General features: G+C 55.7%; 16 protein-coding genes and 1 tRNA gene. 1 reads left to right on the top strand and 16 read right to left on the bottom strand.

What is annotated here, in order from left to right; translation table 11 throughout:
* Window positions 1–90 precede the first annotated feature (90 nt).
* The 14 genes from rpoB to C1J02_RS18365 form a co-directional block, all read right to left on the bottom strand.
* Window positions 91–4,230, bottom strand: coding sequence for a DNA-directed RNA polymerase subunit beta (gene rpoB, locus C1J02_RS18300; protein ID WP_114879847.1), 4,140 nt, complete (start codon window positions 4,228–4,230; stop codon window positions 91–93).
* A 289-nt stretch (window positions 4,231–4,519) separates the two neighbouring features.
* Window positions 4,520–4,891, bottom strand: a complete 372-nt coding sequence (gene rplL / locus C1J02_RS18305) for a 50S ribosomal protein L7/L12 (protein WP_114879848.1) — start codon at window positions 4,889–4,891, stop codon at window positions 4,520–4,522.
* A 75-nt stretch (window positions 4,892–4,966) separates the two neighbouring features.
* Window positions 4,967–5,482, bottom strand: a complete 516-nt coding sequence (gene rplJ, locus C1J02_RS18310; protein WP_114879849.1) for a 50S ribosomal protein L10 — start codon at window positions 5,480–5,482, stop codon at window positions 4,967–4,969.
* A 323-nt stretch (window positions 5,483–5,805) separates the two neighbouring features.
* A complete protein-coding gene (locus C1J02_RS18315; protein WP_114879850.1) occupies window positions 5,806–6,741 on the bottom strand; it encodes a glycosyltransferase family 2 protein in 936 nt (311 codons plus the stop codon).
* A 197-nt stretch (window positions 6,742–6,938) separates the two neighbouring features.
* Entirely contained in the window at window positions 6,939–7,637 is a 699-nt protein-coding gene (gene rplA / locus C1J02_RS18320; RefSeq protein ID WP_114879851.1) for a 50S ribosomal protein L1, read from the bottom strand.
* A 1-nt stretch (window position 7,638) separates the two neighbouring features.
* Window positions 7,639–8,064: a 50S ribosomal protein L11 gene (rplK, locus tag C1J02_RS18325; RefSeq protein WP_114879852.1), complete on the bottom strand. Its 426-nt coding sequence runs from the start codon at window positions 8,062–8,064 to the stop codon at window positions 7,639–7,641.
* A gap of 142 nt (window positions 8,065–8,206) precedes the next feature.
* A complete protein-coding gene (gene nusG, locus C1J02_RS18330; protein WP_114879853.1) occupies window positions 8,207–8,740 on the bottom strand; it encodes a transcription termination/antitermination protein NusG in 534 nt (177 codons plus the stop codon).
* Between the two features lie 204 nt (window positions 8,741–8,944).
* Window positions 8,945–9,142 carry a preprotein translocase subunit SecE gene (gene secE, locus C1J02_RS18335; protein ID WP_114879854.1) on the bottom strand — a complete coding sequence of 66 codons (198 nt, stop codon included), beginning with the start codon at window positions 9,140–9,142 and terminating at the stop codon, window positions 8,945–8,947.
* A gap of 89 nt (window positions 9,143–9,231) precedes the next feature.
* The gene (locus tag C1J02_RS18340; RefSeq protein ID WP_114879855.1) at window positions 9,232–10,020 is read right to left on the bottom strand and encodes a hypothetical protein; all 789 of its coding nucleotides are present in this window, start codon (window positions 10,018–10,020) and stop codon (window positions 9,232–9,234) included.
* Between the two features lie 90 nt (window positions 10,021–10,110).
* Window positions 10,111–10,186 (bottom strand) — tRNA-Trp (locus tag C1J02_RS18345).
* Between the two features lie 94 nt (window positions 10,187–10,280).
* Window positions 10,281–10,949, bottom strand: a complete 669-nt coding sequence (locus tag C1J02_RS18350; RefSeq protein WP_114879856.1) for a CatB-related O-acetyltransferase — start codon at window positions 10,947–10,949, stop codon at window positions 10,281–10,283.
* Window positions 10,950–11,071: 122 nt separating this feature from the next.
* A complete protein-coding gene (locus C1J02_RS18355) occupies window positions 11,072–11,584 on the bottom strand; it encodes a hypothetical protein (RefSeq protein WP_114879857.1) in 513 nt (170 codons plus the stop codon).
* Window positions 11,585–11,824: 240 nt separating this feature from the next.
* On the bottom strand, window positions 11,825–13,000 hold the full coding sequence (gene tuf / locus C1J02_RS18360; protein ID WP_114879841.1) for an elongation factor Tu: 1,176 nt from the start codon (window positions 12,998–13,000) through the stop codon (window positions 11,825–11,827).
* Window positions 13,001–13,119: 119 nt separating this feature from the next.
* Window positions 13,120–13,698 carry a hypothetical protein gene (locus C1J02_RS18365; RefSeq protein ID WP_254693156.1) on the bottom strand — a complete coding sequence of 193 codons (579 nt, stop codon included), beginning with the start codon at window positions 13,696–13,698 and terminating at the stop codon, window positions 13,120–13,122.
* A 124-nt stretch (window positions 13,699–13,822) separates the two neighbouring features.
* On the opposite strand from C1J02_RS18365, the gene C1J02_RS18370 reads away from it, so the two are divergent.
* On the top strand, window positions 13,823–15,178 hold the full coding sequence (locus C1J02_RS18370) for a cytochrome P450 (protein ID WP_114879858.1): 1,356 nt from the start codon (window positions 13,823–13,825) through the stop codon (window positions 15,176–15,178).
* Here the strand turns inward: C1J02_RS18370 and C1J02_RS18375 are convergent.
* Both C1J02_RS18375 and C1J02_RS18380 read right to left on the bottom strand, forming a co-directional pair.
* A complete protein-coding gene (locus C1J02_RS18375) occupies window positions 15,175–16,266 on the bottom strand; it encodes a M48 family metallopeptidase (protein ID WP_114879859.1) in 1,092 nt (363 codons plus the stop codon). The genes C1J02_RS18370 and C1J02_RS18375 overlap by 4 nt on opposite strands.
* Window positions 16,263–17,624, bottom strand: coding sequence for a DUF898 family protein (locus C1J02_RS18380; RefSeq protein WP_254693157.1), 1,362 nt, complete (start codon window positions 17,622–17,624; stop codon window positions 16,263–16,265). Before C1J02_RS18380 ends, C1J02_RS18375 begins: the two co-directional genes overlap by 4 nt.
* Window positions 17,625–17,636: the final 12 nt, after the last annotated feature.

The raw sequence follows: 17,636 nt of genomic DNA on the forward strand, positions 1-17,636 counted from the left end.
TCAATCCTTAGATTTATCTCGAAAGCGGTGGGAGGGGGCCCGATTTCTTCGAAGAAATCGGACCGGAATTTTCAAAAATTCCGGCTGCCCTTACTCGTCTTCCTCCGCATCCAGGAGTTCCATGTTCAGGCCAAGGCCACGGACTTCTTTGACAAGAACGTTGAACGATTCCGGGATACCGGCCTCGAAGTTGTCCTCGCCTTTGACGATGCTTTCATAGACCTTGGTCCGGCCCGCAACGTCATCCGATTTCACCGTCAGCATTTCCTGCAGGGTGTATGCAGCGCCGTAAGCTTCAAGCGCCCAGACCTCCATCTCACCAAAGCGCTGACCACCAAACTGCGCTTTACCGCCCAATGGCTGCTGGGTGACCAGCGAGTATGGACCGGTTGAACGCGCATGGATTTTATCATCCACAAGGTGGTGCAGTTTCAGCAGGTATTTGACACCCACAGTCACAGGGCGGGCAAACTGCTCGCCTGTGCGGCCGTCAAACAGGATCGACTGACCGGATGTGTCAAAGCCCGCACGTTTCAGGCTGTCGTTCACATCCGCTTCCTTAGCACCGTCAAAAACGGGCGTGGCGATTGGCACACCGTTGCGGACATTGCCCGCGACTTCGACCAGATCTTCTTCGCTCATGTCTGCCAGACCCTCGGCATAGACATCCTCGCCATAGGCAAGGCTCATCGCCTCACGCACAGGTGTCAGATCGCCGGTGCGCTTATAGTCTTGCAGTGCCTCGTCGATGTTCACACCCAGACCGCGTGCGGCCCAGCCCATGTGGGTTTCCAAAATCTGACCCACGTTCATCCGGCTGGGAACACCCAGCGGGTTGAGACAGAAATCAACCGGCGTACCATCCGCGAGGAATGGCATGTCTTCCATGGGAACAACCTTGGAAATCACGCCCTTGTTGCCGTGACGACCAGCCATCTTGTCGCCCGGTTGCAGCTTGCGCTTCACCGCCACGAACACTTTGACCATCTTCATCACGCCAGGAGGCAGATCATCACCGCGGCGCACTTTCTCGACCTTGTCCTCGAACCGTGCATCCAAGGTCCGCTTCTGGATCTCATACTGCTCGTTCAGGGCTTCGACGATTTTTGCGTCGTCTTCGTCTTCCAGTGCCAACTGCCACCACTGACCACGGGTCAGTTGATCGTCCAACAGTTCTTCAGTGATCTTGCTGTTGGATTTGACACCTTTCGGACCTTTTACAGCAACCTTACCAAGGATCATCTGACGCAGGCGCGCATAGATGTTACGATCCAGAATGGCCAGCTCGTCGTCCCGGTCACGGGCCAGACGTTCGACTTCTTCCCGTTCGATCTGCAACGCACGTTCGTCTTTTTCAACGCCGTGACGGTTGAACACGCGCACTTCGACAACCGTGCCGAAATCTCCCGGTTTCACCCGCAGCGACGTATCGCGCACGTCCGATGCTTTCTCACCAAAGATGGCGCGCAGAAGTTTTTCTTCTGGCGTCATTGGGCTTTCGCCTTTTGGCGTGATTTTACCGACCAGAATGTCGCCCGGTTCCACGTCCGCGCCGATGTAGACGATGCCCGCCTCATCAAGGTTGCGCAGCGCTTCTTCACCAACGTTTGGAATGTCGCGGGTGATCTCTTCTGGACCGAGCTTCGTATCACGTGCGGCGACTTCGAATTCCTCGATGTGGATCGAGGTGAACACGTCATCACGGCTGATACGCTCGGAAATCAGGATCGAGTCTTCGTAGTTATAGCCGTTCCAAGGCATAAACGCGACGACCACGTTTTTACCCAAGGCAAGCTCGCCCATGTCCGTTGACGGACCATCGGCAATCACCTGACCTTTTTGAACCGTATCACCCACTTTCACCAGCGGACGCTGGTTGATACAGGTGTTCTGGTTCGACCGCTGGAATTTGCGCATGCGGTAGATGTCCACACCCGCGTCGCCCAGCTCAAGGTCTTCCGTTGCACGAATTACGATACGTGACGCATCAACCTGGTCGATGATACCGCCCCGTTTCGCCATGTAAGCCGCACCGGAATCCCGTGCCACAACTTCTTCGATACCTGTGCCGACAAATGGTGCTTCGGCCTGCAGCAAAGGCACCGCCTGACGTTGCATGTTCGACCCCATCAGGGCCCTGTTCGCATCGTCATTTTCAAGGAACGGGATCAGAGATGCCGCAACGGACACCAACTGCTTTGGGCTAACGTCGATCAGGTCGACAGAGGTCGACGGGGACAACGTATAGTCACCCGATTTCCGTGTTGAGACCAGATCGTTCACGAACTTCATGTTTTCATCAAGGTTCGCGTTGGCCTGTGCCACGGTGTGACGCATTTCCTCGGTCGCGGACATGTACTGTACATCGTCCGACACCACGCCATTGGACACCTTGCGGTATGGCGTTTCGATAAAGCCGTATTTGTTGACCCGTGCAAAGGTCGCGAGCGAGTTGATCAGACCAATGTTCGGCCCTTCGGGCGTCTCAATCGGGCACATCCGGCCATAATGCGTTGGGTGCACGTCGCGCACCTCAAAACCGGCACGTTCCCGTGTCAGACCACCTGGCCCAAGCGCTGAAAGGCGACGCTTGTGCGTAACCTCGGAAAGCGGGTTGGTTTGGTCCATGAACTGCGACAATTGGCTGGAGCCAAAGAATTCCCGTACCGCAGCAGCCGCTGGTTTTGCATTGATCAGGTCCTGCGGCATGACAGTGTCAATCTCGACCGAAGACATACGTTCCTTGATCGCGCGCTCCATGCGCAGCAGACCAACGCGGTACTGGTTCTCCATCAATTCGCCGACCGAACGCACCCGACGGTTGCCCAAGTGGTCAATATCGTCAATGTCGCCACGGCCATCGCGCAGATCAACCAGTGCTTTAATACATGCCACGATATCTTCGCGGCGCAATGTGCGCTGCGTGTCATCTGCATCCAAATCCAGACGCATGTTCATTTTCACCCGGCCAACAGCCGACAGATCATAACGCTCTGAATCAAAGAACAGCGTGTCAAAGAGGGCCGATGCCGCTTCCACGGTCGGTGGCTCACCTGGACGCATGACGCGGTAGATATCCATGAGCGCGGTGTCGCGGTTCATGTTCTTATCTGCCGCCATGGTGTTGCGCATATAGGGGCCAACATTGACGTTATCGATGTCCAACAACGGAATCTCGGTGATGCCGGCATCAATCAATTCTTTGGCCGTACCGCCGATCAGTGTGCCGTCTTTGTCGTATTCCAGCGTCATTTCATCGCCAGCTTCGACATAGATCGCGCCGGTTTCTTCGTTGATGATGTCCTTGGCGACAAACTTGCCCACAATATGCTCGAACGGCAGCAGCAATTCCTTGACCTTGCCGTCGTCGATCAATTGCTTGACCGCGCGTGGCGTCACTTTCTTGCCCATTTCAAACAACACATCGCCGGTTTTCGCGTCAACGATGTCATAGGTTGGCCGCGTGCCCCGCACACGATCAGGGAAGAAAGGCGCAACCCAGCCTTTGTTTTTCTTCAGCTTGTAGGTGACGGTACTGTAATACGCGTCCATGATCGCTTCTTGATCAAGACCCAAAGAATAAAGCAACGTGGTCACTGGCAATTTGCGACGACGGTCAATGCGCGCAAAAACGATGTCTTTGGCGTCAAATTCAAAGTCGAGCCATGACCCACGGTAGGGAATAATACGGCAGGCGAACAGCAGTTTACCTGACGAGTGGGTCTTGCCCTTGTCATGGTCAAAGAACACGCCGGGGGAGCGGTGCATCTGGGATACGATCACACGCTCGGTACCGTTCACGATGAACGTCCCGTTGGGCGTCATCAAAGGCATATCGCCCATGAACACGTCCTGTTCTTTGATGTCTTTAACCGATTTCGCACCGGTATCTTCGTCGATATCAAACACGATCAGGCGCAGGGTCACTTTCAGCGGCGCTGAATAGGTCATGTCGCGCTGCTGACATTCCTCAACATCGTATTTGGGCTTTTCCAGCTCATACTTGACGTATTCAAGCACGGAGGTCTCGTTAAAGTCCTTGATCGGGAATACCGATTGGAAAACACCCTGGATGCCATCGCCATCTGTGGGCGTGTCGGCATCACCGGAATTCAGGAACAGGTCGTAGGATGATTTTTGAACCTCAATCAGGTTCGGCATCTCCAGCACTTCGCGGATTTTGCCATAATATTTACGTAGACGCTTCTGGCCAAGGAAGGATTGTGCCATGTGTCGTGTCACCTTTCGTGTCTCTTGTCTGGCGTGACATCACCGGGGCCGTGATGCACACCCCTAAGAGCGGATATGTCCGGTCAATTCTTGAGCCGCGTCCCACCGCACCTCTTCCGACCTTTGGACCTCTCCAGAAGGAGGCTTTGCGAAAAAGCATCCTTCAAGACAGGTTTGGCCGGACAGAGAAACCTCTCCATCCAGCCAATGTTTGCTGCGGGATATGCCGGAATTTTCGCAAATTCCAGTCCGTTTTCGTTACCCGAAAACGGCTCCCTGATGAACCGGCTTAGGCCAGTTCGACCTCTGCGCCAGCTGCTTCCAGCTTGGCTTTGACGTCTTCGGCTTCGGCTTTGTCGACGCCTTCTTTGATTTTGCCGCCAGCTTCGACCAGATCCTTGGCTTCTTTCAGACCAAGACCGGTGATGCCGCGCACTTCTTTGATCACGTTGATCTTAGATGCGCCCGCGTTCTTCAGAACGACGTCAAATTCAGTTTTTTCCTCAGCAGCTGCACCAGCATCTGCAGGACCAGCCATCATCACTGCGCCGCCTGCTGCGGGCTCGATGCCGTACTCGTCCTTGAGGATTGTTTTCAGTTCTTGTGCTTCCAACAGCGTCAGACCAACGATGCTTTCTGCCAGTTTCTTCAGATCAGCCATGTTTTAGCTCTTTCCGTTAACGATATGTGTGTTCCAACGCGAAGGTTCAACCCTGCGCCAGCTTGACGATGTGCTTTATGCAGCCGCCCTGTCCTCGATGGTGGACAGGATCGAAGCGATGTTGCTTGCAGGTGCGCCAATGGCCCCGGCGATGTTCGATGCTGGTGCGCCCAACATGCCCGCGATTGTGGCGATAAGCTCGTCACGTGAAGGCATTTTAGACACGGCTTCGACACCGGCGACATCCAACGCGTTCTCACCCATTGCACCACCGAGAATGACAAACTTGTCGTTCCCTTTGGCGAATTCCTGAGCAACCTTGGCCGCGGCCACAGGATCCTCAGAATAGGTCAGAACGGTCATACCCGTCAGAAGGTTCGCAATGCTTGCGCATGGCTTACCCTCAAGGGCGATCTTGGCGAGCCTGTTTTTGGCAACACGCACAGACCCACCCGCTTCGCGAGCTTTGGCGCGCAGGTCCTGCATTTCAGCAACTGTCAAACCGACGTAGTGGCTTACCACAACGACGCCAGAGCTTTCAAAGACTTGGCCGAGTTCGTCGACCAGTTGTTCTTTTTGTGCTCTATCCACAGTTTCACTCCAGTAAGGGAGGGTTGCCCCTCCGGCTCAGTTTTGCCGGAACAAGAGGTGTCCCGACATTTCGGGTCCTTACGGGGGCCGGGTGTGTCACTGCGGAGAGCCTGTTCGGCGGCCCGAAGAAATTACCTTTTCCCGTCTCAGGCAGGAATTATGTTGGAAATAACGCCAACACCCACCGTCTCGGACGAATAGCGCAAAAGCGCGACGAATCGCGCTGATGAGCGTGAGGCTGGGCGTAGCGCTTTGTTTAAGGAGTTCCAACCCCTGAAACGGATAAATTTGCAACCTTGCCGCCAAAAACCTGACCGCAGGCGTCAGCCAGTATAGGCCACCATCGTATCGCGCTGCAGATCTATATGGGGAAAGTAGCGCGCAATCAATGTGTCGATCTTCAGATCGTTTTGAAAAAGCACGCCTTGGTCGTCCAGTTTCGCAAGTCGTGCAGCATCTGCCCGATGTATGACGTCATAGACATCGCGAAGACCCGCCTCTGCATCCTCACCATCGACAATCTCTTGCAATCGCAGCGTCAAACGTCCGCTGAAACCCCGCGCGCTAAGTCGCCATGCCAGTTTCGCACGCCAAACATCATATCCCTGATCCAGAAAATGCAGCAGATAAGCCCCGTCAGCAGCGCCCATCTTTCGATCCACAATCGGATGCAAGTCCTCAAAATGCAGAAAATGCTGGCGCATGGAGGCATCCTTGAAACCGGCCCGTGTTGCGGTCTTGCCTTCGGTATGGCCGATCAAACCGCTGCGCCGACGCATGTCTCTGGTGTAGTCGCCATAGATCTTTCGGACTTGCGGACGGGACATGAGCAGCCTGAACGAACTGACTGTCGATGCCGGACCGGTATTAAGGAACTCGGCAGGCAGGAACGTGATCCCCCGGATGTCGTTCGGGGTCTGTGAAAGTTCCTCTTTCAAGGTGCGACCTTCAAGATACAGCAGTTCGTCCCCATCGACGTGCAGGAACCAACCGCCGTCAGTCTCGTGATAAATCTTTTGGATGCATTTGTTTTGGCGGCGCACAAAGCGGCGATCAGGTGTCATGCCGACGCTTTTCAGATACGCAGGCGTAATACGAACGCAGCGCAGTCGGTCCATGTTTTGCAAAATCTCAATTGCCGGATCATCGGGATCATCAAAGCAAAGCACAATCTGGTCCGCGCCCTGCTCCAGATACCAACTGACAAATCTCAGTGTTGCATAAAGGGTCTCACGGACCATCGCGGCAACAGTCAGCATGCCAGGGACCGCTGTCCGGCGTGTGACGAGACCGTTGCAAAACGGGTTTTAAGGTTAATCATGGGCGCGCTTTTCCCGTAGACTGTTGGCCATGACGATTGCTAACAGCGTCTACCCCTGCGCGCAAAAAAGGCGGGCCAAGCAGCCCGCCTTTTCAATTGATGGTGTAGCGGCCGTGCCACAGCGCACGCCACAGCTTATTCGCCTGCAGCGTTGTCCACGGAAACAGATACGCTTGGGCCCATTGTAGAGCTCAGGTTGATCTTTTTCATATAGGACCCTTTTGATCCCGCAGGTTTTGCCTTGGACACCGCGTTCACAAAGGCACGGATGTTTTCAGCCAACTGGGCTTCACCAAAAGACGCTTTGCCAACGCCGGCATGCACAACGCCGCCTTTTTCCGCTTTGAACTGAACCTGGCCACCTTTGGCCGCTTCAACAGCTTCCTTGACGTCCATCGTAACAGTGCCAACCTTTGGGTTTGGCATCAGGTTGCGTGGCCCAAGCACCTTACCCAGACGGCCAACAATCGGCATCATGTCAGGGGTTGCGATGCAGCGATCAAAGTCGATCTTGCCGCTTTGCACGATTTCCATCAGGTCCTCTGCGCCCACAATGTCGGCACCTGCCGCTGTCGCTTCTTCAGCTTTGGGACCACGTGCGAATACCGCAACGCGCATTGTTTTGCCTGTGCCGTTAGGCAGGCCCACAACGCCGCGCACCATCTGGTCCGCGTGACGTGGGTCAACACCCAAGTTCATTGCGATTTCAACAGTCTCATCAAACTTTACGTTTGTGTTTGACTTGATCAACTTCACCGCTTCTTCAACGGTTACGTTCTCTTTGCCAGCAAATGCCTCACGGGCGGCGGCGGTGCGTTTTCCGAGTTTTGCCATTTTACTTGACCTCAATGCCCATGGACTTTGCAGAGCCCAGAATGATTTTCATTGCCTGATCCACGTCATTCGCGGACAGATCGGCCATCTTCGCTTCCGCGATCTCGCGCAACTGCTTGGTGGTCACAGAACCAACAGTTTCACGGCTGGGCGTTTTTGCACCAGACGTCAGCTTGGCCGCTTTTTTCAGGTAGTAGGACGCCGGGGGCGTCTTGATGTCCATGGTAAAGGACTTGTCCTGATAATAGCTGATCACGGTTGGGCAAGGGGCACCAGGCTCCATGTCCGCTGTCTTGGCGTTGAACGCCTTGCAGAATTCCATGATGTTGATGCCGCGCTGACCCAGCGCTGGCCCCACAGGTGGGGATGGGTTTGCTTGACCCGCTTTAACTTGCAACTTCATCGTACCGACGAGTTTCTTGGCCATTGGCCTTCTCCTTTTTCAACACCTTTGGGACGCGTCCCGCAGGATATCATGTTGCGTGGTCCGGTCCGGGTGCCGCGGCCCCCTCGCCTCCCACATGAAACGGCTTTTTCAAACCGCGAGGCGGGCAAAACCCGCCAATCCATCAGATCTGTTTATTGACCTGAGTGAATTCCAATTCGACCGGGGTTTCCCGACCAAAGATCGACACCGTCACCTTGAGGCGCTGGTTCTCTTCGTCAACTTCTTCAACCATGCCGTCAAAGTCTTCGAACGGACCATCGGCCACTTTGACCTTTTCGCCAATTTCAAAGTGAATGAGCGTCCGTGGCGCATCTTCGCCTTCCTGAACGCGGCCCAAGATGGCCTGCACCTCGGCGTCGCGCATCGGCATCGGGCGGCCCTGCGGCCCCAGAAAGCCGGTAACGCGGTTGATCGAGTTGATCAGGTGATAGCCGCGGTCGGACATTTCCATATGCACCAGCACATAGCCGGGCATGAAGCGGCGTTCGGTTGTTACCTTCTTGCCGCGACGTACCTCGATCACCTCTTCGGTGGGCACCAGTACTTCATCAATATCGGTGTCCAGCCCCTGCTCTTCGGCAGTGGTGCGAATTTGTTCTGCGATCTTTTTCTCAAAGTTCGACAGGACACTGACCGAATACCACCGTTTTGCCATCTGAAATCTGGTCCCTGTCTTGCGGCGCGCGCATCAGCGTCAGCACCCATTTCCGTGTATCACATCGGGCCTGCGCCCGGGCTCTCCTGAACAAAAAATCGGCGCGCAACTCGAATCGCCGCACGCCTATTGGTCAGGTCAGGCCTGCGCAATAGCCCGCACGCCGATAGGATTCAAGGGTTGAAAGCGATTTTTGGCCGTCGTTCAGCCGAACATGCCCAGCACGGCCTGCAGCCCGCCCCGGATAATGATATCAACAATTGCAAAGAAAACTGCCGTCAACGCGGCAAGGATGAAAACCATCACCGTTGTCAGCATCACTTCGCGGCGGGTCGGCCAAACGACTTTGGCAACCTCAGAGCGAACCTGCTGAATGAACTGGAGTGGATTGGTGGTGGCCATTGCGCGCTTCCTCGGGTTTCGGTCTGGACCCATGTAACCGCGCTTTTGCATGGTTTCAAGGTAACATTGGCTTTACGCGGTTGCGAGGATTACGCCTCGTTTTTTCGCAAGCTGTCAAAGCGGCGATCCAGCACTGCATCATGGCGCGCCTCTGCCTCTGCCATATCGCCAAAATCAGGCAGATAAAGCCCATCAACCGATCCTTCGGGGAACCTGTCCAGCATTGCGTCCCATTTCATCGCGAAGTTGTCCAGCTTGCGATGTATTTCGGCTGATCGCGTTCGGCTGCGCCGCGCATACCACCGCGCAAGCCCCATGGCCCTGAGCCATAACCCATCATAGCCAAAGATCAAGAAAATTGCAGTCAAGATAAGCAGGGACAAAAACAAGATCCCCAGTACCAACCACGGCCGAAAAACAATCAAGAGAGTGAGACTGGCCAGAACGATATGCTTTGGCGTGGGGCGGTAAGCCAATACTTTTGCTTTGGCGCGATCCAACATTGCATTGGCGCGATCCAGGATGCTGTCCCCGGTACGCGATGCCCTTGCGATGGCTTTTGCCTGCGCTTTCTCCGCGCGCTTTGCCGCCTTTGCATCTGCTTTCGACGATTTGGACAACGCCTTCTCACGGCGAGGGTCATGCGCCTGTGGTTCCGGATCAGCCAAAGGCGCAAATGCCGCCTTGGCCTTGGATACTTTCCGCTCTTTCACGGGCTCTGTTATGTTGACAGGCTCTGTATTGTTCACAGCCGCTTTGCTCACAGGCGGCGGTTTGACCTCTGTTTCAGCTTTCAAAAGGTTGCGAATTGCCGCCATCGAGTCTGGATCAAGGTCTGCGCTGTTCGGATTTGGTTCGGTTTCGGGCAGTGTCGTCATTTTCGTCTCTCTCAACCGCTCGCGCTCAATCTACACGGGGTTTCGGACCGTTGATGGGCAAGAATATGGCGAGAATGTGACGATTGAAAATGGCAGGGGCTGAGGGACTCGAACCCACGACCCTCGGTTTTGGAGACCGATGCTCTACCAACTGAGCTAAACCCCTATGCCGAGGCACGGGGTAGTCGCAATTTGCGCTGCGATCAAGAGGGATTGCCACGCTGGCTTCGATTTTCCGCGTGGATTCGAAGTTTTAAACCTCATTCTTGCGCAGGTGGCTTGCCCCTGACAGCACCAAGTGCCTCGACATCTCCACCGCAGATTTCGGCCTCATGGGCCAGGATCGTCGCAATGGGCCAGTGCCACCATGCGATCTTTTGCAGGCGGTCGGCGGTTTGGGCGTCAAACCTGCGCCCCACCAGCCGAGCGGGGTTGCCCGCGACAATGCTGAATGCAGGCACGGCACCCCCGACAACAGCACCTGCGCCAATGATAACGCCATCCCCGATCCGGGCTTCTGGCAGAATCTTGGCCCCCTGACCAATCCACACATCATTGCCGATAACAGTGTCCTTTCCCGGGCCGGGCATTGAGGGTCGCCCCTCTCGCGCCCCACCGCCAAAGATTGCAAATGGATAGCTGGAAATCCCGTCATAGCGGTGATTGGCAGAGGCGGTAATGATCTGAACCCCATCAGCGATCTGGCAAAATTTGCCGATGATCAGGCGCTCAGGGCTGAACTCAAAAAGATACGGGGCCAGGCGGGCAGCCCAATCATCAGGTGGATCGAACGCACTTGCATAGGTGTAGGCCCCGATCTGCATGCGCGGATGATTGATGGCAGCGGCGAGGAATACAGTGCCCTGATGAGGCGAGCCATCGGGCAGGATGATGGGATGGAGCGTGTTAGGCTTGGGGTAGTCGGACATAAAACATCCTTTGATCAAAGTTGGAATTGCTCAGATCGCAGTCTTGTTCATGTCACCCTCCAATTGTTGCACCAAACATAGCGAAAGTGGCGTCAAAGGGAAAGTGCCGGCACCTCAAATGGCTAGGGCATCGCCGACCACAGTTGCAGCAACGCCAGCATCGCAAATGAAAACGCAGTGGTGAAAAGTGCACGGATGAACCTGCCACGTTTGATTTCCCGCAGCTTGGACACCTTTAGGACCTCATACACAAGTTCCGCGCGCCAATCGCTGTTCTGAGCGGCATTCAGCAAATCATCAAAGGTGCCATGATGCCTGGTCTCGACGTACAAGACCCGTTGCAGACCCAACTCGGTCGTATCCTGCACTTTTGGGGCTGACCGTCTTGAGGGATAAAGAACGTATCCAAACAAGAACAGCGGAGCCATGACAACCAGCCAGAACAAGGTAACAAGTAGGAGCCCGGCCTCACCTGATCCCGGTAACCCGCCCATCGCGGCCGCAACAATGTTCAGTGCGAATGTATATCCAATACCAACAATCTGCGCTTTGGTATCATAAGCACGGACCGTCGCCTGCGCCTCTTCAAGTGCGAGTTGCAGGTATTTCAGCGGCAAATCGGTCTCATTGGTCATGGTTCAGTCTGTCCCGGTATGGGTTAGCAAGGGCAAAGTGACGATTGTTGCATGTGGTGCACCGCGAATAACATTTTTGTCAGGAATGTGAGACCCGAAATTGCTCACCTTATTGCGTTCTTGCAGGTTCGCTAGTGGCCGTTGGAGGCTGACTGGTGTTGGCAACGCAAAAGGCCGCAGCATGGGCTGCGGCCTTTTGATGTTTCAGATGCGGTTGCGTGCCCTGATGCGGGCCGCAGCCTACTCGGTGATTTTGGAAACCACGCCCGCACCCACGGTCCGGCCGCCTTCGCGGATCGCAAAGCGCAGCCCGTCTTCCATCGCAATCGGTGCGATCAGTTCAACGTCGAACTGAAGGTTGTCGCCCGGCATCACCATTTCTGTGCCCTCGGGCAGGTTCACGGTGCCGGTCACATCCGTTGTGCGGAAGTAGAACTGCGGACGGTAGTTGGCAAAGAACGGCGTGTGACGGCCACCCTCTTCCTTGGTCAGGATATACGCCTCGGCGGTGAACTTGGTGTGCGGGTTGACCGACTTTGGCTTACACAAAACCTGGCCACGCTCCACGCCTTCACGCTCGATACCGCGCAGCAGCACGCCAACGTTGTCGCCTGCTTCACCACGATCCAGCAACTTGCGGAACATTTCAACGCCCGTGCAGGTCGTCTTTTTGGTGTCGCGGATGCCGACGATTTCAATCTCGTCGCCCACGTTGATCACGCCACGCTCGATCCGGCCGGTCACAACCGTACCACGACCAGAGATCGAGAACACGTCTTCAACCGGCATCAGGAACGGCTGATCCACGGCGCGTGCGGGGGTCGGGATAAACTCGTCCACAGCCTTCATCAGTGCACGGATCGAATTTTCACCGATCTCGGGGTCGCGGCCTTCCATGGCTGCCAGCGCAGAACCGGGGATCACCGGCATGTCGTCGCCAGGGTAATCGTACTTCGACAACAGCTCGCGGATTTCCATTTCAACCAGTTCCAACAACTCTGCGTCGTCAACCTGATCAACCTTGTTCATGTAAACAACCATCGTCGGGATGCCCACCTGGCGGCCCAGCAGGATGTGCTCGCGGGTCTGTGGCATCGGGCCGTCGGCCGCGTTCACAACCAGGATCGCGCCGTCCATCTGTGCGGCACCGGTGATCATGTTCTTCACATAGTCCGCGTGGCCAGGGCAGTCGACGTGCGCATAGTGACGGTTTTCCGTCTCATATTCCACGTGTGCCGTCGAAATCGTGATCCCACGGGCTTTCTCTTCGGGCGCGCCATCAATCTGGTCATACGCCTGAAAATCACCAAAATACTTGGTGATCGCCGCCGTCAGCGTCGTCTTGCCGTGGTCAACGTGACCAATCGTGCCAATGTTAACATGTGGCTTATTACGTTCAAACTTTGCCTTACCCATGGGGCCGCCCTTTATATTGAGGGGCCCTTACATGAGGACCCAAACCTATCTGGCGCGCGATCTATTTGGTTCGGGCAATAAAATCAAGCGCGACTTGCCGCGCTCTTTGCCTTGAATTGCTATTCTGCAGCGACAGATGCGACAACCTCTTCCGCTGGCGTACCTTTGAACCAGCCTTCGGCCTTATTTTGCTTTATCAGATATGTTTCAATGGCTTTGGCCGCATTTTGACTGAGGTTCTTGAGCTGCTCTTCGGCTGTCTTGGTATAGCCGGACCCAACCACCGGCCCCTGATCAAAGGATTCAAAGACCGTTATCTGGTAAGGCTCCGTGTTCAGTTTCTTATTCTTTGCGTCATCCCAGACCGTCAGCTTTATGACCAATATCGACTTTGGTGCAAAGACCAGTGGAATTCCGGGCTGCGCCAAGGCATAGCCTTCAATGCTCATCCCGAAGTGATAGTTGCGCGCGCCGTTGTAGCGGCCAAATCGCTCTTCTGTTGCATCGGTCAGCGCCGTTGTCAGTTCTTCGACAGAGGCCGTCCGGCTAAGCGGCGCTTTTTGCACTTTGGGTGCAACAGCGATGTTGTGCTGCAGGTTGAAATCACCCAGAGGCACAGCAGCCTTGTTCAAATCGGCGGCACCATTACAGGCGGCAAGCATCACAACAGACATCAAGACAGCAAGAATACGGTTCATTAATAGCCCCCCAACGGCAACAACATCCAAAACGCGATACCCCACCGACGACAAGGGTGCAATCAATTGCCGCGTTTGAAGTCGGACAGACTGCATCTATGTTGAGCATGAAGGAGCACATCTCATGACCACAAACGCCGCCCATCCCGTCCGGGTTCCTTTGGTCACTGAACCGTGGGGCATCTTGAAAAGCCTGCGTATGGCGCGGCGCAATGTGCTAAGCATCATACCCGATATCGCCACCAAACAACCGATCGTATCAGGCAAGACCGGCAAGCGATGGCATATGGTGATGGACCCCGGTGCGATCCGCCATATTCTGCTGGATGGACTTGAGGACTATCCGAAATCCGTCGTGACAAAGAACTTGCTCAAACCTGCCATCGGCGAATCGCTTTTTATCGCTGAAGGGGCGCATTGGCGCTGGCAACGGCGCGCGGCAGCGCCGGTGTTTTCGCACCGCAACGTGATGAACCTTGCGCCAATCATGACCGACGCCGCTGAACGGGCGTGCACACGGATCACCGATGCGGGGCCGCGTGCTGTGAACTTGCTGGATGAAATGGTCACGACCACCTTTGACGTGATCGGCGATGTGACGTTTTCCGGCGGCGATACCTTTGATCGCGACAAGGTGCATGGTGCCATTGACGCCTATATCGCCCAAGCCGGCAAGATCAGCCTCTTTGATATCTTGGGTTTCCCAGACTGGGTGCCGCGCCCCGACAGATTGATGTCAGGCAGCGCGCTGAAGGAAATGAAAGGCATGGCTGACAGCGCGATTGAGGCACGCTCAAAGCGCGGCCATGAGGGTGTACCGGACCTGCTTGATCTGCTGCTCGAAGGTGTTGACCCAAAGACGGACCGCCGGATGAGCACCGCAGAATTACGCGACAACCTTTTGACCTTTATCGTTGCCGGACATGAAACGACGGCGCTGACGCTTGCGTGGTCGATGTATCTGATGGGCTTTGATCAAGAGGCCCAGACCCGCGCGCGCAAAGAGGCGCAATCGGTTCTTAAAGGGCGTACGGCCACCGGGGATGACGTTGAAAACCTGCCCTATATCCGCATGATCATAGACGAAGCCCTGCGCATGTATCCGGCTGCCGGGATCATCTCGCGCACAGCGCAGAAGAAAGACACGCTGTGTGATCGCGAAATCTTGCCCGGCGATACGGTGATGATTCCGATATATGCGCTGGGTCGGAATGAATTATTGTGGGACGATCCTGACGCCTTTCGTCCCGAACGATTTGCCGACCGCAAGGCGATTGATCGATATGCCTATCTGCCGTTTGGAGATGGGCCGCGCATTTGCATCGGGGCCAGCTTTGCCTTGCAAGAAGCGGTGATCATTCTGGCGACGTTGTTGTCGCGCTTCAAATTCACGCCAGTGGCAGGCAAAGAACCGGAGCCTGTTATGATCCTGACCTTGCGACCCGAAGGGGGCGTTTGGCTGACGGCAGAGCCGGTCTAGTTACAGATCGCTTGCAGCGCCTTCCATTCCGCATCGGTCATAGAGGGCGCATATTTTGCATTCGGATTGACCACTGAGCGGGCCGCATCAATGCGGTCGCCCAGCGACGGGTGGCTCAGGAAATGGGCCGCCACACCTTTGCTGTCGCCATATTTGTCGCGTAGATTTGCAAACATATCGCCCAGCGCACCGGGGTTTATCCCTGCCTGCTCTAACACCCCATGCGCAAACGTGTCCGCACCGATTTCCGCTTTTTGGGAATATTGCGCGCTGATCAACCGTTCCGTCAGGAATAGAACTGCTGCACCGCCCGCAAAATCGCCAAACAGCAGACCCAATACCCCAATAGACCCCGCAGAGCGTAATGCGTGCCGGGTCGGATCGCGACTGATCACATGGCCGATTTCATGGGCCATCACGGCGGCAACTTCGTCAGGTCCGTCCGCCGCATCAATCAGCCCCTGAAAGATCACAACAAATCCGCCGGGCAAGGCAAAGGCATTGACCATGTGATGATCAAGCACCGAAACGGTCACATCCTGGCGAAAATCGCGCTTGCCGCTCAGGTCTGCGACCAGACGCTCAAGGACGGCGCTGCCTTCGGGTGCCTCGCAGACCTCAAGCGGGTTCAAGCCGGTTTCGTCCAGCGCCTCGCGGATATGACCAAAGGTGGCTTCGCCCAGTGCGCGCTCGCCCTCTGCGGGGATCAGCACCGCAAGATTATCCGCCAATAACGGGACCAGAAAGCCGACCTGCAATGCCACTGCCCCCACCGCGGCCAATGCCCAAGCAGCCAGACGCCCACGGCCATGCGGCGGCGCGCGACGGTGCAAATGCGGTATACTGCGCAAGAGTTTCGGGTCTTTCAGCACCAGCCGCGCTACCGGATCATTGACCCATCGCAGGATTGCGTTTGTTTTTGCTGCGTTGTCAGGCAGTTGCCTGATCTCAGCAAGGGGCCAGCGAACCGTTGTGTCATCGTCCAGCCTAAGTTCAAGAGTGTCGCCGGAAATCATTGGCTGAACCGATTGGGCCACCGGCGTATCACCGTCGAAATAATGCGCGCGCGCGGGCATCAGGCCACTCATATCGCGGCCCCCAGATCAAGCGCCTCGGCAAAGCCTTCGGCCTGCGCCAGTTCGTCGCGCGCGCGTTGGCTGATGTTCGCAATTCCGACGGTCGCTGGCAGTGTGGTGGTCAGCGCCATATGCCGCATGATCGGAAAGGTGACGAAAGTGTTGTGCAAAACGCCCCACATCAGGAAAACAGCCAAATACATGACCCCCAGCAAGACCAGGGAAAGCCAGCGCGGCCAGTCCGAAAACGGGCTTGAACCCGCAGCATCAGGCGACAGGAGAATGCCATAGCCAAAGAATGCTGCGGCCATAAAAACCATCAGACCGATCCCGATGACCAGCGCCAAATAAGCGATGAAATTACCCCACACATAAATCATGGTGATGCGCGGACCTTTAAGTGCGGATGCAAAGGCAATGCCATCCGCGCTCTTGTGATTTGCCATCAGGCGTTTGGCGACCCAACGGTAATGAATGGCCCCGTAGATCAAGCTTGAGAAACACACAGGCACCAACCAAAGACGCATCGGATCGTTCAACCCAAGTGCCGCATTTCGCCCCTCAATAACGGCATCCAACTGGCCCAGAAAAACATCAAAGTTTTCCGGCATGTCGCCCAAGACTGGCGCAAACCACAAAAGCCAAAGCGCCGTTCCCAAGCTTGCCAACACTGCGATGATAAACGGGGCCGCCGCCTTGTAAAGCATGGTCCACCGCCCACCCTGCACCAGCTTTGCAGACCCAAAAAAGGTACGATCCGTGCGGTATTTCTCTAACAGAAATGTCATGCGGGGCCACAAGAGACCAAGGCTCACAATCGTCAATGCCCAGTGCAGCAGCGCGCGTCCCGCATAGCCCCATGCGCCTTTTTCCAAACCAAACCGCACGCCCCGCCACCGGGTCCGCGCCAGCACATAGCGACGTGCGCGGTAACGGGCGTAAAACCAAATGGGAATCACTCCGACAAGGCTCGCCAGATATCCCAACCAGGAAGAATTGAAGACCGAAAAGCTGACAAACATCAGCAGTAAATTCACAATGCCGATGTAGAACGTCAGGATCACCACCGCGATAAAAAACCCCAACAGCTTTTCCATGGGATCACCGACATATTCCAGCGGATGGCCGCCGGGCCGGATCGCCGACCAATACCAGCGGCGCAGGCGGGTCTTCATCCAGAACCGATAGAAGCCCAGGGTCAGAATGGTGAAAAAGCCGGTCTTTAACGCAAGCCAGAACAGCGCACCACGTTTGCCGACAAAATCCACAGCCATGACATCAGCCTTTGGCGGCTCAGACACCGGTGGCTCAATCCTCATTTTCGGGCTGGCAGCTGTCCAAGGGCCGCGCGGCGCAGGCGTATCGCTCATAACGCCCGGTCC

The organism is Sulfitobacter sp. SK011, from assembly GCF_003352065.1.
Taxonomy (GTDB): domain Bacteria; phylum Pseudomonadota; class Alphaproteobacteria; order Rhodobacterales; family Rhodobacteraceae; genus Sulfitobacter.

What these genes read in the sequence shown, in the direction of transcription:
- rpoB (WP_114879847.1), bottom strand. Translation starts at nt 4,230, where the DNA reads ATGGCACAATCCTTCCTTGGCCAGAAGCGTCTACGTAAATATTATGGC.
- rplL (WP_114879848.1), bottom strand. Translation starts at nt 4,891, where the DNA reads ATGGCTGATCTGAAGAAACTGGCAGAAAGCATCGTTGGTCTGACGCTG.
- C1J02_RS18315 (WP_114879850.1), bottom strand. Translation starts at nt 6,741, where the DNA reads ATGCTGACTGTTGCCGCGATGGTCCGTGAGACCCTTTATGCAACACTG.
- rplA (WP_114879851.1), bottom strand. Translation starts at nt 7,637, where the DNA reads ATGGCAAAACTCGGAAAACGCACCGCCGCCGCCCGTGAGGCATTTGCT.
- rplK (WP_114879852.1), bottom strand. Translation starts at nt 8,064, where the DNA reads ATGGCCAAGAAACTCGTCGGTACGATGAAGTTGCAAGTTAAAGCGGGT.
- nusG (WP_114879853.1), bottom strand. Translation starts at nt 8,740, where the DNA reads ATGGCAAAACGGTGGTATTCGGTCAGTGTCCTGTCGAACTTTGAGAAA.
- secE (WP_114879854.1), bottom strand. Translation starts at nt 9,142, where the DNA reads ATGGCCACCACCAATCCACTCCAGTTCATTCAGCAGGTTCGCTCTGAG.
- C1J02_RS18340 (WP_114879855.1), bottom strand. Translation starts at nt 10,020, where the DNA reads ATGACGACACTGCCCGAAACCGAACCAAATCCGAACAGCGCAGACCTT.
- C1J02_RS18350 (WP_114879856.1), bottom strand. Translation starts at nt 10,949, where the DNA reads ATGTCCGACTACCCCAAGCCTAACACGCTCCATCCCATCATCCTGCCC.
- C1J02_RS18355 (WP_114879857.1), bottom strand. Translation starts at nt 11,584, where the DNA reads ATGACCAATGAGACCGATTTGCCGCTGAAATACCTGCAACTCGCACTT.
- tuf (WP_114879841.1), bottom strand. Translation starts at nt 13,000, where the DNA reads ATGGGTAAGGCAAAGTTTGAACGTAATAAGCCACATGTTAACATTGGC.
- C1J02_RS18365 (WP_254693156.1), bottom strand. Translation starts at nt 13,698, where the DNA reads ATGAACCGTATTCTTGCTGTCTTGATGTCTGTTGTGATGCTTGCCGCC.
- C1J02_RS18370 (WP_114879858.1), top strand. Translation starts at nt 13,823, where the DNA reads ATGACCACAAACGCCGCCCATCCCGTCCGGGTTCCTTTGGTCACTGAA.
- C1J02_RS18375 (WP_114879859.1), bottom strand. Translation starts at nt 16,266, where the DNA reads ATGAGTGGCCTGATGCCCGCGCGCGCGCATTATTTCGACGGTGATACG.
- C1J02_RS18380 (WP_254693157.1), bottom strand. Translation starts at nt 17,624, where the DNA reads ATGAGCGATACGCCTGCGCCGCGCGGCCCTTGGACAGCTGCCAGCCCG.